The organism is Streptomonospora salina, assembly GCF_014204715.1.
GTDB classification, from domain to species: Bacteria; Actinomycetota; Actinomycetes; order Streptosporangiales; family Streptosporangiaceae; genus Streptomonospora; species Streptomonospora salina.
This window is the reverse complement of record NZ_JACHLY010000001.1, coordinates 4,083,155-4,105,165: the sequence shown is the minus strand read 5'-3', so window position 1 is coordinate 4,105,165 and position 22,011 is coordinate 4,083,155. Positions and strand designations below refer to the sequence as shown.

Sequence of the window (22,011 nt, the reverse complement as noted above, 5' to 3'; positions counted from 1 at the left end):
GCAACGGCCTGAGCATGGTTCAGCCCTCATCCATGGCAGCTGCCTGTTCTATGAGCGCGGCGAGGTCCTGTGGATGGGTGACGTGCGCGATGTGGTCGGCGCCGTCGATGGATGCGTGGTGGCCGGCAGGGATCAGGTTTGCAAGGTGGAGCGCGGTCTGTCGGTGATGTGTCAGCGACTGGCTTCCCGAAACGGTGATAACAGGTGTGGTTATCGTCGTGGGGTCGAATGTGGGCAGGTTGAGTGCGGGGTCGGACATCTCCCGGATCAGGGCGGTACCGGCCGCTTCTAGTTCCTGCTCTGACTGTCGCGTGGTGGGGTGGCCGACGACGGCTTCTTGGAGGGCTCTGGCCGCGGCGGCTGGTCCCTGAGCTGATGCGTCTTCGACCAATTGCTCCCAGGGGGCGGTGTCGGGCCACCAAGGCAGCCAGCGAACGGGCGGCTCGAAGAGGACGACCGCCCTGATGAATCGAGGATGCTGGGCTGCTGCGGTGAGTGCCACGAGTGCGCCGTAGCTGTGCCCTGCCACGACGGGCCTTGGAAATCTGGAGGTAGCGGAGATGAGATCGGTTACATGGTCGGCCATTTGGGTCTGCGGGTCCGCGAGGGCGCGAGAGGTGACCCATCCGCGCCGGTCATACCCGGCGACGGTCCATCCGGGCATATGTGCTGCGACTCGCTGGAAGGTCGCGCTGTGGTCCATCGTTCCGTGGACGAACAGGACTGCCTCGGGCCGTGTGCCCCTCCTCGTGTGCAGTACTGGGCGGGTCATGTCGGTGTCCCGGTATCGAGGAGAAGGGTGGCAATCTGCTCCGGAGTAGGCGCCGTGATCAGGGTTGCGGTGTCCACGGGTGTGCCTGTCAGTGATTCCAGGCGTACCTGGAAGGCGGCGATGGTGATGGAGTCGCCGCCTGCGGAGAAGAAGTCGAAATCCGCCTGGACCCGACGCAGCGGGACGTTGAGGACCTGCGAGAAGTGCTGGGCGATCTCCCAGGTCATGCGGGAGTGACGCCTCGCGCGTTCGTCGAGTGGGAGCGCGGGCCCGGCGGGGTAGGTGCGAGCAGCGAGCGCGTTGGAGGGCGTTGGGGGGTGGTCGGCTTTGCCGTTCACGGTGCGCGGGAGTTCGGTGACGGTAGTGAACACAGAAGGCAGCATGGCGCTGTGCAGGCGGGAGGCCAGGAAGGTGCGGATCGGTTCCTCGTCGAGCTGGGAGCCGGCGGGAACGGTCAGGGCTTCAATACGGCCGTCTTGTTCATATACGGCGCAGGCGGTGACCCCGGGGGCGGCCTCCAGGACGCGCTCGACCTCGTCGAGTTCGACGCGTTGGCCGCGGATCTTGATCTGACGATCGCGGCGGCCGATGTATTCGAGTGTGCCGTCCGAGTGCTGCCGACAGATGTCACCGGTGCGGTAGAGCAGGCTTCCCGGGTCGGTGGTGGTGTGGGGGGTTCGGATGAAGCGTTCTTCCATGAGATCTGGCTGGTTCAGGTATCTTCCGACACCGATGCCTCCGAGGCAGAGTTCCCCCTCCTGCCCGGGCGGGACGCTGCGTAGGCGGTGGTCCAGGAGATAGGCCTGTTTGTTGGCGACTGGTCGGCCAATGGGCGGGGGGTCGTCGTTCGGGGAGCATTCGTGCCAGGTTGCCAGGACGGCCGTCTCGGCCGGCCCGTAAAGGTTGAGCAGGCGCCGCCCTGGTGCGGTCCACCTGCGCGCCCATGCAGCTGGCAGTCGCTCGCCCGCGGCTGCGGCGATGCGCAGTTCGGGCAGGACCTGGTCCGGGAGAGTCATCCAGACCGACGGGGTGAGGATTGCGGTCGTGATCCGCTGTGATGCGAGCAGTCGGGCCAGCGGGGGGCCGACGGTGAGCTGGTCGGATGGCGCGACGATCAAAGTGGCGCCCGACAGGAGCGCGAGAGTGATGTCGGCGATGCAGCCGTCGAAGTTGGGTGACAGGAACTGCAGGACCCGGTCGGCGGGTTTGAGGGCGAAGATCTGGTGCTGCGCCAGGTGGAGATTGACCGTGGCCTTGTGGCTGATCGCGATGGCCTTCGGGGCACCGGTGCTGCCGCTGGTGAAGACGACGTAGGCCGTGTCGCCGGAGGAGGCTCCAGTGAGCGGGGCATCCGGGCGGAAGTCTTTCGCACCTAAACGGACAACCTGGACGGGGGAGGCTGAGGAAGGAAGGCTGTCGTCGGACACGACGATGCGTGCCTCGGCCTCGACGAGCATGGCCCGCAGGCGTTCACGGGGGCAGGATACGTCCGCGAGCAGGAACGCGGCTCCGGTCTTCGCTACTGCCAGCACAGAGAGGACGAATTCCACGGAACGTTCCATGACGATGCCGACTGCGGCGCCAGGTTGGGCGCCCTGGCGCCGCAGTCGATGGGCCAGAGCGTTGGCCCGCTGATCGAGCTCGCGGTAGCTGATGTCGCCGTCCGGCCCCTGTACCGCCAGTGCCTCAGGCGTCAGCAGGGCTTGCCGCTCGAACACCTCATGCCAGCAGCCTGCCGGGATGGTGGTCTCAGGCAGGGCGGGGACGCTGTCGCCGGCGGTGGCGTGGGGTTCGGCCGTTTGTATGTCGAGGGGAGTTTCCGGTGTCACTCCGGCATCGACACGGACGCGCGCGTGTTCAAGGCAGCGGGTGTTCCCGTGCATGCCCCAGGAGAGTGCTTCCGGTTCCGGTGCATAGGACGGGTACTGGGCCAGAAAGCCTTCAATTGCGAATCCGGCGAGGCGTTCGGCGTAACCTGCGCCAGGGCAGGCGTGGCGTCCGCTGCCGAAGCCCAGGTGCTTGGGGCCGTGACGGCCCAGGTCCAGAGTGCGGGGTGCGGTGAAGGTCCGGGGGTCCAGGTTGGCAGCGGCCAGGTGGACCAGGACTCTCTCGCCTGCTGTGATCAGAGTTCCCTGGACAGTCACATCGGTGGTGGCTTTGCGCGCGACGTACTGGCTCGACCCGTTGACCCGCATGACCTCTGCGACAACTGATGGGATGTGCTCGGGGGCCTCACGCAGACGCTTCTCCAGGACCGGGTCGTCATGCACGGCCAGCAGAGCCGAAGTGACTAGGTGGGTCAGGGTTTGGTAGCCGCCGCCCACCAGAACGATGCAGTTCGCCGCAACAGCAAACAGCTCATCGTCGGTTGGTGACCGGCCGACCAGGGGGGCGGTCAGCGAGCTGATCACGTCGTCGCCAGGCGTGCGCAGTCGACTTCTCGCTTCGTTCTGCAACACGGCAAGGGCATCGGCCAGGACCGCGTCCACCTCCGAGTCCGGGGCCGCCGGCAGCGCGGACAGGCTGCCCAGCAGCCGCTCGTAGGCTTCAGCCCACCGGGTGAGTTCTGCTTCCCTTCCCGGCATGCCCAGTAACTGCGCCACCAGCGCGCAGGGCAGCTTCGCTGCGAAGTCCACCACCAGGTCGAGGACGCCATTGCGAGGCAAATCCTCAAGGGCGCGGGTGGCCATCTGCCGCAGGTCGTTCTCGCGGCTCCTTACACGGGTGCCGGTGAACTGCTCGGCCAGGGCTGACCGGACGGCATTGTGCTGTGGCGGATCCATGAAGAGCATCTGCTCGTGCACCATGGTGCTCAGGCTCGCGGAGGCGTGCAGGCCCAGCTCCTCAAACGCGCCCTGGTCGTGCTCGCGCACGGAAGAGAATGTCCGGTGGCCGCGCAGGATCTCAACTGCCTCGGCATAGCCGGAGCACACCCACATTGCCCCGACCTCGTCGAAGAACAGGGGGCCAAGCTCGGCGATGGCGTCGATGTAGACGGAGGGATCGGCGATGACTTCGGGAGTTCTGAGCAGGTGGACTCCGTGCCTGGCACGGTCGTATCCAGCGATGCGCTCACGCAGGCGCATGGGGCCCTCTCAAGTGGGTTGGTTCGCGGCTTGGGGTTGCTGCCCCGATCCGGGAACAGCTTGGATGCACGCGTGTCAGCTGACGTGGCCGACAACCACACCATTGGCGCCGGCCGCCTCGAGGGGCAGGACTTCCACGCGGGCGAAGCCGGCTTCCAGCAACCAGTTCCGGTACTCCGCGGCCGAGTAGTTCTTGCCTCCCTCGGTCTCCACCAGCATGTTCATCCCCATCAAGGCTGCAGCCGGTGGTCCGGTACGCTCGTCGTTGAGTAAGAGTTCGCAGATCAACACGACACCGCCGGAGGGAAGAGCGGCTCGGCATTTGCGCAGTAGCGTCCGACCGGTGTTTTCGTCCCAGTCATGAAGAATCATGCTCAGGATGACGGCGTCGTAGCCGCGGGGCAGTTCGGGATCGCGGATGAAGTCCCCGACGACCGCATCGACAGTGTCGCTCATCTTGGCGTCGGTGATCCGCTGGCGCGCCAGGTCACACACGTGCGACAGTTCGAAGACCGACGCGCTCAAGTGGTCGAAGTGACGGCACAATTCGATGGGGAAGGCGCCAGCGCCGCCGCCCACGTCCAGCAGCCGCGTGTTCCGGGTGAAGTCATAGACCGCGGCGAGCGCGCGCGCCGTGAAGGTGGAGATGGAGTACATGCAGTCCCAGAACAGCTGCAGAGTCTCCGGAGCCTCGGTGTCAAAGAGCGACTCCTGCTTGCCAGGGGTCCAGGTGAGGGGACTGTTTGTCCGGAGGGTCTGGACAATGGACTGCCAGGCGGGGTACTCGCGGCGGTCCAGGTAGCGGACGAACCCGCCGAAGTAGTAGGGCCTCCCCTCGACCAGGAACTCCTCCGAGAGTTCCGAATTTCGGTACCGGGAGCCGGACTTGTCCAGGAGGCCCAGCGATGCGCAGCCGGCCAGAAGCAGGTCGGCGGGCCGGTCGGCGATCCCCAGTTCGGCCGACACCTCTTCCATGGTCAGCTCACGTCCTCCGCCCAGCAGATTGAACAAGCCGATGTCGATGGCACCCGCAAAGGTCTTGAAGCTCCAGAATCCCGTGGCGAGCTGCATGAGAGGAGTGGGCAGCAGCGGTGTGGTGTCCTTCGGTTGCGTCATGGCAAGCTCCTGACGGGAGGGGAGGGGGCGAGTCCTCTAACACGCACCTGGGTGGTTCTGCGGGGTTACGTCGTGACCTAGCCGAACAGCGGTTCGCCCGACAGCGGCCGAAACCGGGATTGGAAGAAGCGCAGAGTCTCGGGCTCATAGGCGAATGCCACGCCCGAACGCAGCTTCTCTCGCTGCCCGTACAGCCGGATGATGCTCTCGGCCACCACATCCATATGGCTCTGCGTATAAGTGCGACGCGGGATGGTGAGTCGGACCAGTTCGAGGGGCGGATACCGGTTCTCGCCCGTCACCGGGTCACGCCCGGCCGACACCGCTCCGCGCTCAGTGGATCTGATCCCGGCATCGAGGTAGAGCGCACAGGTCAGCGTCTGCGCGGGAAACTGCTCGTGGGGTATGCCCGGCAGGAACGCCGTCGCGTTGAGGAACACGGCATGCCCGCCCACCGGGCGTACGATCGGCACACCCGCCGCAGCGATCCGCCCTGCTAGGTAGGCCACCTGCTGGACGCGGGTGCGTATACTGTCCTCCTGTACGGACTCTTCAATGCCTTGCGCCGTCGCCTCCAGGTCACGGCCGGCCATCCCGCCATAGGTGTGCAGCCCCTCATAGACAACGACCAGGTTGCGCGCCTGCTCCGCTAGCGCTGGATCGCGCACAGCAAGCCAGCCGCCGATATTGGCGAAGCTGTCCTTCTTCGCCGACATCGTGGCACCGTCGGTCAGCGCGCACATCGCTTGTAGAATGTCGGCAACCGAGCGCCCATTCCATCCCGGCTCACGCTGCTTGATGAACCAGGCGTTCTCCACCGCTCTCGCCGCGTCAAGCATGACCGGGATCCCGCGGCGGCGGGTGAGCTCCCGGACCTCCGCGAGGTTGGCCATACTGATGGGCTGACCCCCGGCCATGTTCACCGTCGCGGCCAGCGAAACGTACGGGATCTGCTCGGCTCCCACCTTGCCGATGAGCCGCTCCAGCTTGGCGAGGTCAACATTCCCTTTGAACGGCAAGTCCGCGTCCGGGTCGTGGGCCTCGTCGATGATGATGTCGTGGAAGATCCCGCCGTTGAGCTCCTGGTGCTGGCGCGTGGTGGTGAAGTACATGTTTCCCGGGACGTGATGGCCTGGTCGGATGAGGCAGCGCGAGAGCATGTTCTCCGCTGCCCGCCCCTGATGAGCGGGTATCACGTGCTCGTAGCCGTAGTAGTCACGCACCGCCGCCTCGAAGCGGTAAAAGCTCCGCGAGCCCGCATACGACTCGTCACCGAGCATCATGGCAGCCCACTGCCGGTCCGACATTGCGCTGGTCCCCGAGTCGGTGTAGAGGTCGATGTACACAAGATCCGCTGGCAGCATGCCCACGTTGTAGCCAGCAGCCGATAGGGCCACTCCGCGCTCCTGGGCACTTGTGAGACGAATGGACTCGATGCTCTTCACCCGCCAGGGCTCCGCGGGATGCCGAGCATCGCCTGTGGGATCCGTGGAATCTGCCTTAGTCATGGAGGTTTCATACCTAATTCTCTTGGAGCGGTTCCGGCGGGACTGGTTGCGTCTGCTGGACTGTTGGAATGGAGAGCGTGACGCCTTTTCCATACCAGGCGTGGTTGGCGCCTCAAGAAAGGGCGGATTGCGGTCCCTGTGGTAGTGGCCGCCGGAGGCATGCTGTGCGGATGCCTCTCCCCGCCGTCAAGGCCCTGCCAAAGAACGGTCGTGCTCGGTGTTCTCGGGTCGCCATCACTCGAAGCGGTCGGGCGTGGACGCTGATGCCGACCGGATCAGCGGTGAGTCAGAAACCGGGAAGATCAAATGGCCCCGGTAACATCCAAGACCGAGTGCCGATTCGGGGATCGGACGCACCTCCTGTCTTCATGGCCATCTGTTTTGGCAAGCAGCCACAATTTTTGCTCGCGAAGCATCAAGTCCCGATGAACTGCCGTCAAATAGACTAGCGAAGCTCCAACCTCTCACGTCGAAGGTCGAAGTTTCCTCGATCGTAACGCAGCACGGAGGGACGAGGAAGCAATCATTCGAGAGCTTCGTGTCAAACAGCTGGTCATGTTTGACATATTTGAAGGAGAAGATATTTGACACGCGTGTGTGAACCATTAGTGTCCTGACGCGCTTGCGAGACAATGAGGTGATCTCAGCGAATTTTGGTTCCGGAAGAGCGACCAAGTACGCAGAAGCGACAGTCGGGTAGGAATGTCCGTTCCCCGGACATAGACGTGGAGCCCCAGGTAGAAGGCGAGGTGTCGAATCTTGCCGGACTACCGTGAAAGGCTCCACGTGGTCACCTATCGTGCCATCCTCGATGTCGGCAGGGAAGCCGTCCACTTCCTGTCGAAGCTGCCGGCAGGCGAGCGCCGCCGGCGCGGCACCCGCGCCGGCAGCCGCGCCCTGACCTGCTTCCACCAGGCCGTGCTCGTTCTGCGCCACTTCCGCGACGGCACCCTCCCCTGCGACCCGGCCCCCGACTTCGCCATCGGCCGCGCCACCGCCTACCGCTACACCGACGAGGGCACCGACGTGCTCGCCGAGCAGGCGCCCGACCTCGACCGGGCCCTGCAACAGGCCCGCGAGGACGGAGCCACGCACCTGATCCCGGACGGCACCGTCGTCGCCACCGACCGCTGCACCGCAAAAACCCTCAGCGTCAAAGGCGAACGGATCGACCTCTGGTACTCGGGAAAAGCCGGCCACCACGGCGGCAACCTTCAGGCCCTGTGCGAACCCGACGGGTTCCCCGCCTTCGTCAGCGACGTCGAGCCCAGCTGCGTACACGATGTGACCGCCGCCCGCATCCACGTGCTGCCCGCGCTTTATCCCGCGGCGGCGCGGGGGGCTGCCGACGCCGGCCGATCCGGGCTATCGGGGAGCCGGCATCGGCGTCCTCATTCCGTTCACCACCCCCAGCGACGGCCGAGACCGGGCGGTGGACGACGCAACCGTCGACCGCCTGAACGTGGCCTACGTTGCCTGGGCGAACGCGGGTTCGCGCTGCTCACGCAGCGCTGGCGACTGTTGAAGCACATCACCGCAAGCCCGACCAAGATCGGCGGCATCGCGCAAGCAGCGCTCGTACTCACCCGTTTCGAGCATGGCCGCCTCAACTGAAATCGCTGAGATCACCTCAATGCCACGTCGGCTGTCACTTTGGAGCGAGCGCGTGTGCTCCATCGTCGCTCGGCTGCCACGAACGCGGGCGGCATACGGCGTCACATCGCGGCATTGGCGGCGGAGACCCGGTGGATAAAACGGCAGGTAGCGGCATTATTCGGCGGCGGTCGGGATCGAACCAGGCAACTTCTAATCCGACGGCCGCAGGTTCGAATCCTGCCAGGTGCACCATATTTTACCAGGTCAACGGCCTGCATGACTCTCGGATGGCCGTCGATTCGTCCGGTTTGTCTTCCGCGCTCGCTCCGTGCTGGCTCCCCAGCTGGGACCCCGCTCGAAGCGCCCCATCGGATTAGCGGACCAGGCCCTACCGCACCCTGGCCTCGACCGCCAGTCCGACCGGGGCGCGACGGCAACCCGCCACACGCCCCACACACCGCCCCCGCCCGCCAGGCGGCGCCCAGAACAACCCCAACGGCCCCGGCACCAGCCCGCCACGGACCCACGCAGCCCCCACACCCCGGCGCGGCCGCGATCACAACCGGGACGCCCCGCGCACCGCGCCGACGCGCCTCCGCCTGGCCCACGCGGCAACGGGTGCCACCAGGCCCGCTCGAGCGGAAACGGCCGCCCCAGCGCACATCGCAGCCGTGCGACCAAGCCCCGCAGCTGGCAGGACGAGCCCACCGGTGCCAGGAGGAGCGGGCCACACCCCGGGGCATGCGGCCTGTGGCCGCTTCCAGCCGGCGGTGACCGCCGAAGCACGGGACGGGTCGATCGGGAAGTCCACGCCTTGTCGCCGGTGGTATCGTGCCGGGGCCGCTGCCGGCCTTCAAGCCCGGCACCCACCTCCCCGCACGCTCATGAGTGCTGTCGGCGCCACCGCACCCGGCATCGAGCCCCGGCCACGGCCCCGCTCGAGGCAGGTGCCGACCGGACCCCTCCCTGTGTCCGCCGCCGCGACGGACCTCGCAAGCAGAGACACGGGCGAGACGGACACGCCCCGCTGAGAACCGTGGGATTGGCCGGATGCGGCCAGTGCGGGCGGTCAACCCGCCCCCGTGCCTTCCGCATCCCGGAACCCACAGGGCGGGCGGGCGCGAGAAAGCCGCGGTGTTGCCGCCGGAGGGCGCCGGAAAACCTCACGATCCCATCACCCGGACCCCGGCGCCGGGCACGCGCCCGCCCTCACCCACTCGCACCGCCGGTAGGGCCCGAGACCGGATGTGTCAACCCGCGGGCCGCTCGGGGGCGCGCCGGGGTGGTTGCCGAACGTGTCCACCCGTACCTAATGTGCCGCCCGCCCCGCATTCCTGGGAAAACCCTGAGTGTTCCTGGGTGAATCCTGGGAGTCCGGGGCCGTGTGCACCTCCCACCCCCGATGACAGGAGCATCGTGCCCCTGCTGAACCCCCACCACGGCTTGTTCCGGCCGTTGGTGCCCACCGCGGCCGCCCTGCTGATCACCCCCCTGCTGGTGGCCGTTCCCGCCCACGCCGACCCCGGCGACACCGGCGCCCGCGAAGTGCCCGCCGGAGACTCCTGGACCCCCGACGAGACGGTCGACCGCGACCCCTCCGGCGGAGCCCCGCCGCAAGAGGAATGGAAACCCCCGCACGAACGCGAAGCCCAACAACAGGGCGGGGCCTCGACCCTGGACACCGACGTCGACCCGGGCGACAACTGCGACGACGGCACCAACCGCGGCGTGCAGAACCACTACCCGATGCAGCGCCACCAGATCAGCGACCGCCTGGAACTGGACGTCAACCTCGAAAACGGCAACACCGTCCTGCGCCACCGCGATCTGACCATCCCCGGCACCGGCATCGACCTGTCCCTGTCCAGCGTCTACAACAGCCAAGACCTCGGCACCAACGGGTGGAAACTCAACACCGGCACCGACGTGGGCCTGGACTTCATCACCGACTCCGACGACGTCGTCTTCCGCGGCCCCTCCGGCTTCTGCGAAACCTTCACCGACCAGGGCGGCGGCGACTTCTCCTCGCCCGAGGACATGGACGCCGACCTGGAGGAACTCGACAACGGCCGCTACAGCCTCACCTTCCACGAAGGCCCCTACACCGACCAGATGTGGACCTTCACCGCCGACGGATGGCTGTACTCCCAAAGCGACCACAACGGCAACACCCAGACCCTGGGCTACGACTCCGACGGCCTCATCACCTCCGTGGTCGACGACCAGGACCGGGTCACCGAACTCGACTGGCACGACCTGCGCATCGGCCTCACCGAGATCACCGACCCCACCGGGGCCACCGCGGCCGAATACGCCTACAACGCCGACGGGCTGCTCACCGCCATCACCGACCGGGCCGGCGAGACCGTCTCCTTCGCCTACGACGACAACCACCACCTGGCCGAGATCACCAACGCCCGCGGCCACGTCTGGAACCTCGACCACAACACCGACGGGCGCTTGACCGAGCTGGACCAGCCGGTCACCGGCGACGAGCGCGCCATCACCACCTACGACCACGGCGACCAAGAAACCACGGTCACCGACCCGCGCGGCAACGACTCCACCCACACCTTCGACTCCCAGGGCCGCCAAGAAGAGGCCACCGACGCCGAAGGCAACACCCGCTCCACCGACTGGACCGCCGCCGCCGACGTCGCCGCCGCCACCGACCCGGCCGGGGCCTCCACCACCTACGACTACGACGACCTCAACAACATGGTCGGCACCGAGTTGCCCAGCGGCGCCCAGTACCAGGTGGGCTACGCCGATTCCGCCAACCCGCACAAACCCACCTCCATCACCGCCCCCGAGCAGGAGATGGAGCTGGACTACGACGCCCGCGGCAACCTCACCGAAATCACCCGCCCCGGCGCCGAGAACCCCGAAGCCAGCTTCGAGTACAACAACAACGGCACCCTCGCCGCACAAACCAACGGCAACGGCGCCACGACCGAGTACTCCTACGACGGCGACGGCAACCTCACCGAGATCGACCAGCCCGACCCGCTGGGCACCACCACCCTCGACTACGACGCCCTGTCCCGGGTCACCAGCGTCACCGACGGTGCGGGCACCACGCTGGACTACACCTACGACGCCCTCGACCGGGTCACCCAGATCACCCACGAGGGCACCATTTTGCAGTCCACCGAGTACAACGCCAACGGCGACGTCACCGCCACCCACACGCCCCGGGCCACGCTGGCCCACGCCTACGACAAGCGCGGCGACGTGGCCTCCACCGGCCGCGACGACGGCGACGACCATGATCTCTACGCCTACAGCTACGACAAAGCCGGCAACCTCACCTCGCTGAGTGAACACGGCGCCACGACCGACTACGCCTACGACGCCGCCCACCGGGTGACCACGGTCACCGACGACCAGGGCGGTGAGACCACCATCGGCTACGACGAGGCCGGCAACCGCGACACGGTCACCTTCCCCGACGGAGGCTCCCAGCAGCTGGAGCACAACGAGGCCGGGCTGCTGACCGAGTCGGTGATGGCCAACGCCGGCGGCGACACCCTGGCCGAGGCGGTCTACTCCTACACCGATGACGACGGGGAAGCCACCACCAAGCTCCAGTCGCGCACCGTCAACGGCGACACCCGCGACTTCACCTACGACCAGCGCGGGCGGCTGACCAGCGACGGGCAGACCGACTACACCTACGACGAGGCCGACAACCTCACCTCCGCCGGCGACACCGACTACGCGGTGAACCGGGCCGACCAGGTCACCGAAGCCGGCGACACCGACCTGGGCTACGACCAGGCGGGCAACCTCACCTCCTCCGGCGACACCGACATCGATTACAGCCCCACCGGGCAGATGACCGAGAAGGACGCCGGCGACGCCGAGGCGGACCTGCAGGTCGGCTACGACACCGCCGACTCCACCCAGCGCCGCACCATCACCCAAGGCACCGGCGAGGAGGCCGCCACCCGGACCCTGACCAACACAGCCCTGGGCATCTCCAGCATCGAACAGGACGACGGGGGCCGCACCCACTACGTGCGCGATCCCGATGGGCGGATGCTGGGCATGCTCGACGACCAGGGGCAGCGCTACAACGCCGCCACCGACCACCAGAACTCCACCCTCGCCCTCGCCGAGGACGGCGCGGAGTCGCAGGACCCTGCGGTGGCCTACGACTACACCCCCTACGGCGACACCGAGACCGACACCGCTAACGGCGGCGGTGCGGTCGACGAGGCCAACCCCTTCACCTACACCGGCGCCTACGAACTCGACAACGGCGACAAAGCCCTCGGCCACCGCTACCTCTCCCAACTCACCCACCGCTTCACCCAACAAGACCCCTCCCGGCAAGAAAACAACCTCTACTCCTACGCCGCCTGCGACCCCGTCAACAACACCGACCCATCAGGACTTGTAAGTGTTGCTACGGCTATCTGCTCAGGGCTTAGCATTTACTGGGCCAAGGTGGGATTTGTTGCTTACGCGCTTGCAGTGACCGGACCTCTTGGCTGGACAATTGCAGCGGGCGCAGCAGTCAGCAGCATCGGGTGTGCCCTGTACCCGCTGTTCTAGAGAAACAAGGATAACTTCCATGCCAACCAACCAAGGTTTTTGGCGATCGCTATGTACGTAGTAATGGCGTCCACGCTACTCGCCCTTGCTGCTCTTCTGCAAATAAGGTTCCTTATATTGGCCCGAAAAGGACGCAACGTTTCACGAGCTGAAAAACTGCTTGCAGCATGTCTTTTTGTCTCCGTTTTTGTGGTCTCGCTTGTGGCTCTCATTGCGGAGGAGCAACCTTAGTTGTAATGAATATCCAATCCGGGGTATCGGGCACTGGAAGGATCATCGAATCGGATAGAATATATACATAGGGTTCTGATTAGAGAAACAGGCCGCGAAAGCAGTTAACTATCCCCGGGTGCACCGAGGGCCTTCGACACGTGGTTCGGCCGGAAGGCCCTCGATGCGCTGCGGTACCAGCCTGGACAAGCATCGAACAGGACGACGGGGGCCGCACCCACTACGTGTGTGACCCCGACAGCCGCATGCTCGACATGATCGACGACCAGGGGCAGCGCTACAACGCCGCCACCGACCACCAGAACTCCACCCTCGCCCTCGCCGAAAACGGCACCGACGCCGGCGATCCCGCGGTGGCCTACGACTACACCCCCTACGGCAACACCGACACCACCACCAACAGCGGCGGCGACCAAGCGGCCCAGGCCAACCCCTTCACCTACACCGGCTCCTATACCTTCGACAACGGCGACAAGGCCATGGGCCACCGCTACATGTCCCACCTCACCGAACGCTTCACCCAGCAGGACCCCTCCTGGCAGGAAGACAACCTCTACTCCTACGCAGAGTGCGACCCCATCAACAACACCGACCCCAGCGGACTGTGGGTTGGATGTGCGGTAAATGTCACTGGATTTTTCGTATCGGATATCGGATACGCGGGCGCTGCATGGCCTTTGGCAATTGCCATCGGAGTGGGAGGCGCAGTCGCCATGCCAGCATTTCTATTCGGCGCCGCTGTCATCGGGGCGGGAGTAGGGGTTTATGGGGTAGCAACTGCTTGTTAGGGCATATTCTGAAACAATCTGCATGAAAAGTTTTCCAAAAAAGAGGAAACCATGACGGCCGGTATGGTGGCAATTGCATTGGGGGGTTTTGCTATGGTCGGAGCTTGGAGAATCCGTAGCCTGGCTCGCCAAAACCATAAGCCCGATAAAGCAGAGACGATCGCTTGGATAGCCTTGGGGACTACTCTTCTTATTGTTTCTGCTTTTGCATTTTTCCTTATGGAAACATAAGGAGCGAGGGTTTTCGGTCCACGATAGAAAACGAAGACCTCCATGACCTCCGGGCAAGAACGAAGGGCGGGCGCCCGGGGCGGAAGCACAAACCCCCCGGGCACCCACTCCCGGCCTCAGGCGGCGCTGCAACGCCGCCACCGACGCCCAGAACTCGACCCTCGCCCTCGCCGAGGACGGAACCGAGTCAAGCGATCCGGAGGTGGCCTACGACTACACCTCCTACGGCCAAACCGAGGCGGCCACGGCCGGCAGCGGCGACCAAGCGGCCGGAGACAACCCCTTCACCTACACCGGCGCCTACGAACTCGACAACGGCGACAAAGCCCTCGGCCACCGCTACCTCTCCCAACGCACCCACCGCTTCACCCAACAAGACCCCTCCCGGCAAGAAGACAACCTGTACTCCTACGCCGCATGCGACCATCAACAACACCGACCCCAGCGGACTCAACGTAGTTTGTGTGGTTGGCAGCCCTGTATTGGCTGGTTTGGGATTCTTGGCCCTGGAAAACGGTTGGAATCCACTCGGCTGGATTGCTGCAAGTTTGAGTGCGGCCCTGGCTCTGATGTGCATGGGTTATTCAATCTGGCAGTATGCAACAAGATAATAGTAAACTCCAGAAAACCGAACAATAATGGGCGATGCAATGGCGACTATCATTCTATTGATTGGCCTTGCGCTTCTCTTGGCGGGGTTTGTCTACGGCCTCACTTTTAATGCCTTTGACAAAAACAAGAGATCTAAAACCTCTGTCGCTGTCTGTGCTGCCATGCTTTTCGCTGCGTTGGGTTTGTCTGTCGTGGCTGCTCTGATGATGTATTTGCCAAGCTTTCTTGGTTGACATCGGTTGTTCGTTGAACCATCGACAACCTTGGTCGGGCGGCTGATTGGGTCTCGAGTGCCCTGGCCGTGTATCGCGGGCGGGTGCGGTCCGGTTCGGGCCGCACCCGCCCGTTCATGGCGGCGCGAAATTTCTTGGCTGCGAGTGCGCCGGGAGCGTGTGAGTGCCGGATGATTGCCATGGTCGTGAGATCCGCCGGGCAACCGTAAATGCCAACAAAGAGGGCACCATGGAAACCTGCAAAAACAGCATGGTATGGGCATTCATTCTCGCCATGATATTCGTCTACCCATGCACCTCTTTCTTTGTGCGAAAATTCCTCGACAGAGGGCCACGAATCCTTGAAATGGCCGCCGTCGGCAGCATCGTTGTCGTTTCAGGCTTACTTTATTGGACAAAAAGAACTTGGACCTCCAAATAGGATAGTTTCCCCGAGGAAGGACAGGGCCAGTTCGAGTAGATCCCGGATCGCGCCAGGGGGTGATGAAAGTTGCTGGCGTGACGTGGCCATGCAGGCCACGTGAGTAGGACGATCGCGGAGATGCACCCGACAGCCCCGACATATAACAACGGAGCTCCTGTGGAAGCACCGGGACACAATTCCCCAGCTCCACAGGAGCTCCGTTGCCTCATCAAGATGCCACGCCCGAACCTCCATCACCGACCTTGCCCGGCAGGCCCCTCCCGCGACGGCCCCGTGATGCACGTGACCCGTGCAGCACCGTCCTGTCCATCGCGCTGTGCGCACTGCCAGAGGAGATGGGCGGCCCGATTCCGGGCCGCCCAACGGCCGGTCTACCGTCCTTCCCAGATCAGTCCGCGGATCGAGCCTTCGTCAACGGCAGCAGCTTCGCCGTCGCCTCGGCGGCGGCTTTGGCGACGTCGGGGAACACGCTCTGATAGGTGTCCTGAGTGAACGAGGTCGTGGAGTGGCCGAGTTCGGAGGAGACCACCTTCACGTCCACCCCCGCCGCCAGGCTCAGCGAGGCGGCGCCGTGGCGCAGTCCGTGCAGGCTGATCGGCGGCAAGCCCGCCTCGGCGGCGATACGGCAGAACAACCCGCTCACCCACCCCGGGTGCAATCCGGTGCCGTCGGGATGGGTGAACACCCGCCCCGACTCCACCCACGCCTCCCCTGCTTTGAGGCGCTCCTGCCGCTGGCGCTTGCGCCACGGCTTCAGCACGTCCACGGTGTCCTCGTCGAGGGTGATGGTGCGCCGCCCGGCTGCGCTCTTGGGTGTGGACACCGCCGTGTCCCACCCCAACTGCACCACCTGGGTCGTGATGCCGATCGCGCCGTCGTCGAGGCGCACCGAGTCCCACTCCAAGCCCACGGCTTCACCCCGGCGGGGGCCTTTCAGGGCGATGAGGTGGAAGAGGGCGTAGAGCCGGTCGCGGCGGGCGCGTTCCAGGAAGCGGCCGGTCTGCTCGGGGGTCCAGACCATGACCGGGGCCGGCACCTCGCCGGTTTTGCGGAAACGGGCGACCCGCTCGGCGCTCCACACCACCGGCTTGGGGCCCGGGGCCGACTCCAGCTCGATGTGGGAGGCCACATTCACCTGCAGCGGAAGGTCCGGGCGGGACACGGCCGCCGAGAGGGCGCTGCGCAGGGTCGCCCGGATGCGGTGCTCGGTGGAGACGCTCACGGTGCGCATCCCGTGCACCGAGGCCCGCACCTGCGCATCGTCTGACGCGCGGCTGGTGCGGATGTGGTCGTTGGTCTCCTCGATCGCCTCGAACATCGTCTGCAGATGGCCCGTCCCGAGCTTGTCGAGGCGCACCCAGCCCAGGTGCGGGGCGAGGTAGTTGGTGATGTGGCCCTGATACGACAACCGGGTGGAGGCGGCGAGCTTCTTCTTGCCCGCCAACCACTCGTTGAGCCACTCGCCCACCGTGGGCACGGTCTCGCGGGTGTCGGCGCCCCCGCCGATGCGGCGGCGTACTTCGTCCGTGCCCGGGAGGTGGGTGCGCTTTCTGATGGCCTGTTCGATGAGGTCGCCCGCCTTGATGGCGGCCTGCCCGTCGCCCTCGGCCACCCCCAGCACCGTTTTGATGTGGTCGAGGTGGTCGCGCGCGGCTTCCTGGGTGTCGAACCCGATCCGCCGCGCCTGGCGCCGCGTACCGGAGGGGCGTCGGGGCAACTCGGTCTGGACGGCCCAGGTTCCGTGGGCGGAGTTCCAGCCCCCGTTGGGTCGTTTCAGCTTGGGGCACTTTGTCCCCAACGGTTTGCCTGTGGTGTCGTCGCCGGGCTGGGCGATCGTCGCGACGATGTTGCGTCGGCGCAGGTGGGACCGGATGGCCGCCGAGGAGCATGCCTTCTCACCCAGTACCGGTCAGAGCGGGTAGTGCGGTGCGGGCGCGTGCTCCATCGACAGCGGAGCAGCCGCATCGAGGCCCCGCACGTGGCCGCGGCGGGTGGACAAACGCATCGGTGCGCCCGTTCGTAGGCCGGTTCGGCCACCGTCGCACGCCGGGCGCTCACACCGCGTCCCCGGTTCACTCGCAACCAAAAGGCCGACGGACGAGAAGGGAGGCCGAAGCACCGGGCCCGCACCGCCCGCGTCGGGGTCAGCGGCCCGTGGCGTTCAAGTAGTGCAGCACCGCGGCGACCCGCCGGTCCGAGCGGTCGTCGGAGGCCAGGCCGAATTTGCCGAAGACGCTGCGGATGTGCTTGTGCACCGCCCCTTCCGTGACGGTCATCCGCTCGGCGATAGCCCCGTTGCCCAGCCCTTCGGCCATGAGGGCGAGCACGTCCCGTTCGCGTGGGCTGAGCAGGGAGAGGGCGTCGTCGGCGGGCTTGCGGGCGAACAGCTGGGCCACCACCTCCGGATCAATCGCGGCCTGCCCCTGCGCGACCCTGCGCAGGGTGTCCAGGAACCGATCGACCCGGCCGACCCGCTCCTTGAGCATGTACCCGATACCCGACGCTCCGTTGTCCATCAGTTCCGTGGCGAACGTCTGCTCGACATAGGCCGACAGAACGAGCACGGGCATCCCCGGTCGGAGGCACCGGGCGCGCACCGCCGCCTGAATGCCTTCGTCGGTGTAGGTGGGCGGCATCCGCACATCGATGATGGCGATGTCAGGGGCGTGCTCGGATACCGCGTCGAGCAGTTCCCCAACCTCGCCGACGGCAGCGACGATCTCGAACCCTTCGCCCCGCAGCAGCGCGGCCATCCCTTCCCGGAGCAGGGCGTCGTCCTCAGCGATCACGATCTGCACGGCAACTCCACCCGGATGTCGGTCGGCCCGCCCTCAGGGCTGTCCACGATGAGGTTACCGTCGTGCGCCTCCACCCGGCGCCGGATGCCCGCCAAACCGGTTCCGGTGTCTTCAGCCGCGCCGCCCCGCCCGTCGTCGTGGATGCGGATGTGCAAGATGTCCCCCTCTCTCGTGACCCGGATGCCGGCGCGCCCGGCCTCGCTGTGCCGGGTCACGTTGGTGACCGCCTCAGCGACGGCGTGGTAGGCGGTCGCCTCGATGGAGGACGCGAGAACGCCCAGGTCGCCCGCCTCCGCTGTGCAGGGGACCGAGCAGCCTGAGGCGAGCGCGCTGAGGGCCCCCTCCAAGTCGTGGTTCTCCAGCGCCGGAGGGAGGATGCCGCGCACCAGGCCGCGCAGTTCGGCTAGCGCGTCCTCGGCGGCCGCCTGGGTGCAGTCCAGCATCGCGTCCGCCCGCGCCGGGTCGGTCTGGAGCACCCTCCGCGCGGACCCCATCTGGATGATGACGGCGACCAGTCGGCTCTGCGCCCCGTCGTGCAGGGACCGCTCGATCCGGCGGAGCTCGGCGGTGTGCGCTTGGAGAGCGGCGGCCCGGGTGGCCGTGAGCTCGTTGATGCGCTCGTGTAGGACGGTCCGCGAGTGCGGCCCGAGCAGCTGGCGGCCCGGCCACGACTGGAGCCACGCCAGGACCGGTTCGAGCCCGAAGGTGAGCGCTCCCCAAGCGGCCCCCAGCAGACCCACGGCCAGGGCGGTGTACCAGTCCTCGATGGGTACGCCGATCGAGGCCCCGGCCGCGTCCGGCGGCAGCAGCCACCACCACAGCGGGAACGTGATGTCCCGGACAGCGATCACCGGAAGCAGCACCCCCAGCAGCCCGGTCAGCAGCCCCAGGGTGGCGTGGCAAGCGAGCCAGACCAGGTCGCGCCACACCTGGACGTCGCGGACGGCGGCCTTGAGCGCCCCCTCGATCCCGGTGGGGACGGCGGCCGCTGCGGGCGCCGGCATGGTCGGTCCCCACCGGCTGAGGCGGTGCCGCTCCCGGTCGGCGACCAAGCGCACCAGGCGCAGCGCCGCGGACAGGAACGGCAGGCCGACGGCGAGGAAGCAGGCGACCAGGACCACGCCGACGACAGCGAGGGCGAGCAGCGCCATCAAGGCGGTGATCAGTCCGCCGGCAAGGCGCTCAAGGCTCAGGAACACCCTGTTGAACCCGGTTACCACCAGTTCGCTCGAGGCCTTGGCGTCGTCTTCCTTGGGGGGCATGCTCACCAACTCCCGGCCGGAGCCGAATCGGCGCCAGATTACTAGGCACGGGCCGGAGACGCTCGCCGGGTGGGAGCGGGCCGCCGGTGCCGCCGGGCGTCCGCTCCAGCGGATGCCGTCGTCGACCCGGGCGCCCGGATCGGAGCGAAGCACCGCTCATTCTCGCTCCGCCGCGCCCGGAAGCGGGTGGCGTCTCCCACACGGACGGCGTTCCGACCACGGCACCAGCAGGCGCGGGACGCAGAAGTACAGCTGGCTCTACCCGATCTGTTCAGTGTGCGGGATCGTTCGGCGGCGGCACCGGAGCCTAGTCTCGGTCGAGTCCGCGGCAGGAACCTCTCGCCCGTGCAGGACCCTCCGACCGCTGCCTCCGGATCTCCGGGAGACACCAGATGAGCGACCCCTATCGGTTCGCACAGCCCCAGAGCGGCTCCGAACCGCGCCGCGACGACACCCCCTCGACGCAAGGCCGGTATGCGGTACGGGCCCTGTTGTGGCTGCTGATCATCGTCGGCGCGGCAGCCAACGCGACGACCTCCCTCGGCGGCTTCCATCCCCTCATCAGTGTGGCATTCGGTCTGCTGACGGTTCTGGGCATCGTCCTGCTGGTCGTTCACCACCTGCGCAACCGCAGGTAGCCGCCGGCCCGCGGCCAGAACGGAACGGAACGAGGCACGCCCATTCCTCGGGTGTGCCGCACGCCCCTCCGCCCGGTGATCTTCCCGGGCGGAGTTTTTGTTTTCCGATCACCGCCTTCACCGCCACCTGGCCTGATGTGGCCACAGTTTCATGAAAACCTTTCCACGGACTTCCGGGGCGACTCTTTCGGAATCAGATAAAAGGGGCGGGGAATTTCATGCGACGCGATCGCACAAGACGCACGAAAACACCCTGACCCGATCGCGTTCGATGCATCTGTTTTTCACTAATACACCGGAACGCTGGCTTGGGACGACATGATCCGCATCCCCCGGCACCCGGTGATCACCACCCATCGACGACACATCGTTCCAGCTCATAGCGGATTCGATCGAGGCGAAGCGCATTGATGGCACTACTCATTGCTTCGCATCGGAGCTAGCTAGAACAACACCCGTGGCCGCCGCAAAAGAGTCGGAACCCTCTGTTCAAGCGACCTCGAAATCCTTTGCAAGAACAGCGCCGCAAATATGGGAGCGAACACGCGCCCGGCAACGCGCGCAGAGGACTATAGGCCGCCGAACCGCATGTTCGGGCGCCACCCGAATCTGTTGACTCGAACCGCGAGTATGGTGAACCATCTGTCGTCGGGTATGGCTGCCTACACCCCGCTGCAATCACCCCAGGTGAACTGGTTATCATCGAAACCCAAACGGGAGACGGCATGATCAAAAAGCTTCGACGACTGTTCGACGACCTCGCCCGGAATTCCCTGGTTCCCGGAGCCCAGTTCTCCCTGTACCACGGCGGCGAGCTGCACGAATTCGTCGCCGGGGTGGAACGGGCCGGCACGGGCCGCCCCGTCACCCCCCGCTCCCGCTTCGCCTACGGCTCAGTCTCCAAGATCTTCACCGCAGCCCTGGTCATGCAGCTGGTCGAGGACGGCGACGTCGACTTGGACATCCCCGTGGACACCTATCTCCCGGAACTCCCCGCCGACCGCCCGGCCCCCGCGCCGACCGCCCGCCAGCTTCTCAGCCACACCGCCGGTCTGGTCTCCGACCACGACGACGGACCGGTCCGCGCCACCTCGCTGCGCCGCCAGGCCGCCTCCCTGCTGGAGCGGGCGCCGGTCGCCGCTCCCGGCACCGCGTTCTCCTACTCCAACGGCGCCTACTCCCTGGCCGCTTACCTGGTGGAGGTCGTCACCGGGCAGGACTGGTGGGAGACCCTGGAGTCGCATCTGGCCCTGCCCGCCGGGCTGGACCTGGCGTTCGTGTACGACGCCCGCGACCCCGGCTCCGTCCCCGCGACCGGAAGCGGTCACGCCGTCGACACCGCATCCGGGACGATCGAACCGGTCGAATTCACCGTCGAACCCGCCCTGGCACCCGCCGGCGGCCTGGCCGGAAGCGCCACCGACCTGGTCGGCTTCGGCCGCGCCTTCATGGGTCCCGAAGACGCGGCCCTGGACACCGATATCGCCGACCCGCGGGTGCTGCACGAGATGGGCCGCACCGTTTCCGCCGCCGCCCCCTACGGCCTGGCCGACGGTTGGGGCGCAGGGTGGGCCCTGCATTTGGCCAGCGACCGCCTCTGGTACGGCCACGACGGCACGCTCGACGGCGGCACCTGTAACCTGCGGGTCGACCCCGAGGGGGGCACCGCCCTGGCCCTGACCACCAACGGCACCTCCGGCCTGCGATTCTGGGAGGACTTGGTGGCCGGTCTGCGCGAGCTGGGCCTGGACGTGGGCCACTACCAACAGCCCACGCCCCGCGGCCGCGCGCAGGCTCCCGCCCGGGAAGCCGGTACCGACGGGATCGTCGGCCGCTACGTCAACGGCGACCTGATGGCCGACGTCGCCCCGGACGACTCCGGCGGGTTCCAGTTCCGTCTGTCCAACGGCTTCTCCGGTCCGATGATTATCACCTCTGACCTGCAGTTCTCCGTCACTATGGACGACCTGGGCGGAATGTCGTTCAGCGGCCGCTTCCTGCGCGACCCGCAAGAGCCCGGATCGATCGCGTCGATGCAGTACAACGGCCGGGCGCTGCGCCGCACCCCGCTCCCGGCGCGCTCCGGCGCCTGACCCCCTGCACCCGCGCCGCCCTGCCCGAACACGCCCACCTTCTCCGCGTCCCGCCCCACCGGT

The 22,011-nt window shown here is 66.4% G+C and carries 15 protein-coding genes; 8 read left to right on the top strand and 7 right to left on the bottom strand.

Features of this window, described 5'->3' with window-relative positions; genetic code table 11:
* Window positions 1–19: 19 nt before the first annotated feature.
* The 4 genes from HNR25_RS18425 to HNR25_RS18410 all read right to left on the bottom strand — a co-directional run bounded on the left by HNR25_RS18425 (window position 20) and on the right by HNR25_RS18410 (window position 6,482).
* Complete coding sequence (locus tag HNR25_RS18425) at window positions 20–772, bottom strand: alpha/beta fold hydrolase (protein WP_281387593.1); 753 nt, start codon at window positions 770–772, stop codon at window positions 20–22.
* The gene (locus HNR25_RS18420) at window positions 769–3,858 is read right to left on the bottom strand and encodes an amino acid adenylation domain-containing protein (RefSeq protein ID WP_184637119.1); all 3,090 of its coding nucleotides are present in this window, start codon (window positions 3,856–3,858) and stop codon (window positions 769–771) included. The genes HNR25_RS18425 and HNR25_RS18420 overlap by 4 nt, the downstream gene beginning before the upstream one ends.
* A 75-nt stretch (window positions 3,859–3,933) precedes the next feature.
* The gene (locus HNR25_RS18415) at window positions 3,934–4,974 is read right to left on the bottom strand and encodes a methyltransferase (RefSeq protein WP_221457698.1); all 1,041 of its coding nucleotides are present in this window, start codon (window positions 4,972–4,974) and stop codon (window positions 3,934–3,936) included.
* A gap of 77 nt (window positions 4,975–5,051) precedes the next feature.
* Window positions 5,052–6,482 (bottom strand): tryptophanase, encoded by a 1,431-nt coding sequence (locus HNR25_RS18410; RefSeq protein WP_184637117.1) that lies wholly within the window; start codon window positions 6,480–6,482, stop codon window positions 5,052–5,054.
* A gap of 759 nt (window positions 6,483–7,241) precedes the next feature.
* Here HNR25_RS18410 and HNR25_RS18405 point away from each other — a divergent pair.
* From HNR25_RS18405 to HNR25_RS18380, 6 genes are all read left to right on the top strand, one after another.
* Entirely contained in the window at window positions 7,242–8,096 is an 855-nt protein-coding gene (locus HNR25_RS18405) for a transposase family protein (RefSeq protein ID WP_184637115.1), read from the top strand.
* Between the two features lie 1,398 nt (window positions 8,097–9,494).
* Window positions 9,495–12,638, top strand: coding sequence for an RHS repeat-associated core domain-containing protein (locus HNR25_RS26615; RefSeq protein ID WP_184637113.1), 3,144 nt, complete (start codon window positions 9,495–9,497; stop codon window positions 12,636–12,638).
* 485 nt (window positions 12,639–13,123) lie between these two features.
* On the top strand, window positions 13,124–13,657 hold the full coding sequence (locus tag HNR25_RS18395) for an RHS repeat-associated core domain-containing protein (RefSeq protein WP_184637111.1): 534 nt from the start codon (window positions 13,124–13,126) through the stop codon (window positions 13,655–13,657).
* 433 nt (window positions 13,658–14,090) lie between these two features.
* A complete protein-coding gene (locus HNR25_RS27110; RefSeq protein WP_184637109.1) occupies window positions 14,091–14,609 on the top strand; it encodes an RHS repeat-associated core domain-containing protein in 519 nt (172 codons plus the stop codon).
* Window positions 14,527–14,733 carry a hypothetical protein gene (locus HNR25_RS18385; protein ID WP_184639745.1) on the top strand — a complete coding sequence of 69 codons (207 nt, stop codon included), beginning with the start codon at window positions 14,527–14,529 and terminating at the stop codon, window positions 14,731–14,733. The genes HNR25_RS27110 and HNR25_RS18385 overlap by 83 nt, the downstream gene beginning before the upstream one ends.
* Before the next feature lie 163 nt (window positions 14,734–14,896).
* On the top strand, window positions 14,897–15,154 hold the full coding sequence (locus HNR25_RS18380) for a hypothetical protein (RefSeq protein WP_184637107.1): 258 nt from the start codon (window positions 14,897–14,899) through the stop codon (window positions 15,152–15,154).
* Between the two features lie 391 nt (window positions 15,155–15,545).
* On the opposite strand, the gene HNR25_RS18375 is transcribed toward HNR25_RS18380, so the two are convergent.
* The 3 genes from HNR25_RS18375 to HNR25_RS18365 all read right to left on the bottom strand — a co-directional run bounded on the left by HNR25_RS18375 (window position 15,546) and on the right by HNR25_RS18365 (window position 19,217).
* A complete protein-coding gene (locus HNR25_RS18375) occupies window positions 15,546–16,955 on the bottom strand; it encodes a tyrosine-type recombinase/integrase (RefSeq protein ID WP_246463744.1) in 1,410 nt (469 codons plus the stop codon).
* A gap of 346 nt (window positions 16,956–17,301) precedes the next feature.
* Window positions 17,302–17,955: a response regulator transcription factor gene (locus tag HNR25_RS18370; protein WP_184637105.1), complete on the bottom strand. Its 654-nt coding sequence runs from the start codon at window positions 17,953–17,955 to the stop codon at window positions 17,302–17,304.
* Complete coding sequence (locus HNR25_RS18365; protein ID WP_184637103.1) at window positions 17,943–19,217, bottom strand: sensor histidine kinase; 1,275 nt, start codon at window positions 19,215–19,217, stop codon at window positions 17,943–17,945. The genes HNR25_RS18370 and HNR25_RS18365 overlap by 13 nt, the downstream gene beginning before the upstream one ends.
* 392 nt (window positions 19,218–19,609) lie before the next feature.
* On the opposite strand from HNR25_RS18365, the gene HNR25_RS18360 reads away from it, so the two are divergent.
* The gene (locus tag HNR25_RS18360; RefSeq protein ID WP_184639743.1) at window positions 19,610–19,855 is read left to right on the top strand and encodes a hypothetical protein; all 246 of its coding nucleotides are present in this window, start codon (window positions 19,610–19,612) and stop codon (window positions 19,853–19,855) included.
* A 725-nt stretch (window positions 19,856–20,580) separates the two neighbouring features.
* Window positions 20,581–21,948, top strand: a complete 1,368-nt coding sequence (locus tag HNR25_RS18355) for a serine hydrolase domain-containing protein (RefSeq protein ID WP_184637101.1) — start codon at window positions 20,581–20,583, stop codon at window positions 21,946–21,948.
* Window positions 21,949–22,011 lie beyond the last annotated feature (63 nt).

Excerpts from the sequence above, each read along its gene's own strand:
- HNR25_RS18360 (WP_184639743.1), top strand. The coding sequence starts at position 19,610 with ATGAGCGACCCCTATCGGTTCGCACAGCCCCAGAGCGGCTCCGAACCG.
- HNR25_RS18410 (WP_184637117.1), bottom strand. The coding sequence starts at position 6,482 with ATGACTAAGGCAGATTCCACGGATCCCACAGGCGATGCTCGGCATCCC.
- HNR25_RS18395 (WP_184637111.1), top strand. The coding sequence starts at position 13,124 with ATGATCGACGACCAGGGGCAGCGCTACAACGCCGCCACCGACCACCAG.
- HNR25_RS18365 (WP_184637103.1), bottom strand. The coding sequence starts at position 19,217 with ATGCCCCCCAAGGAAGACGACGCCAAGGCCTCGAGCGAACTGGTGGTA.
- HNR25_RS18420 (WP_184637119.1), bottom strand. The coding sequence starts at position 3,858 with ATGCGCCTGCGTGAGCGCATCGCTGGATACGACCGTGCCAGGCACGGA.
- HNR25_RS18355 (WP_184637101.1), top strand. The coding sequence starts at position 20,581 with ATGATCAAAAAGCTTCGACGACTGTTCGACGACCTCGCCCGGAATTCC.
- HNR25_RS18385 (WP_184639745.1), top strand. The coding sequence starts at position 14,527 with ATGGGCGATGCAATGGCGACTATCATTCTATTGATTGGCCTTGCGCTT.
- HNR25_RS18415 (WP_221457698.1), bottom strand. The coding sequence starts at position 4,974 with ATGACGCAACCGAAGGACACCACACCGCTGCTGCCCACTCCTCTCATG.
- HNR25_RS18425 (WP_281387593.1), bottom strand. The coding sequence starts at position 772 with ATGACCCGCCCAGTACTGCACACGAGGAGGGGCACACGGCCCGAGGCA.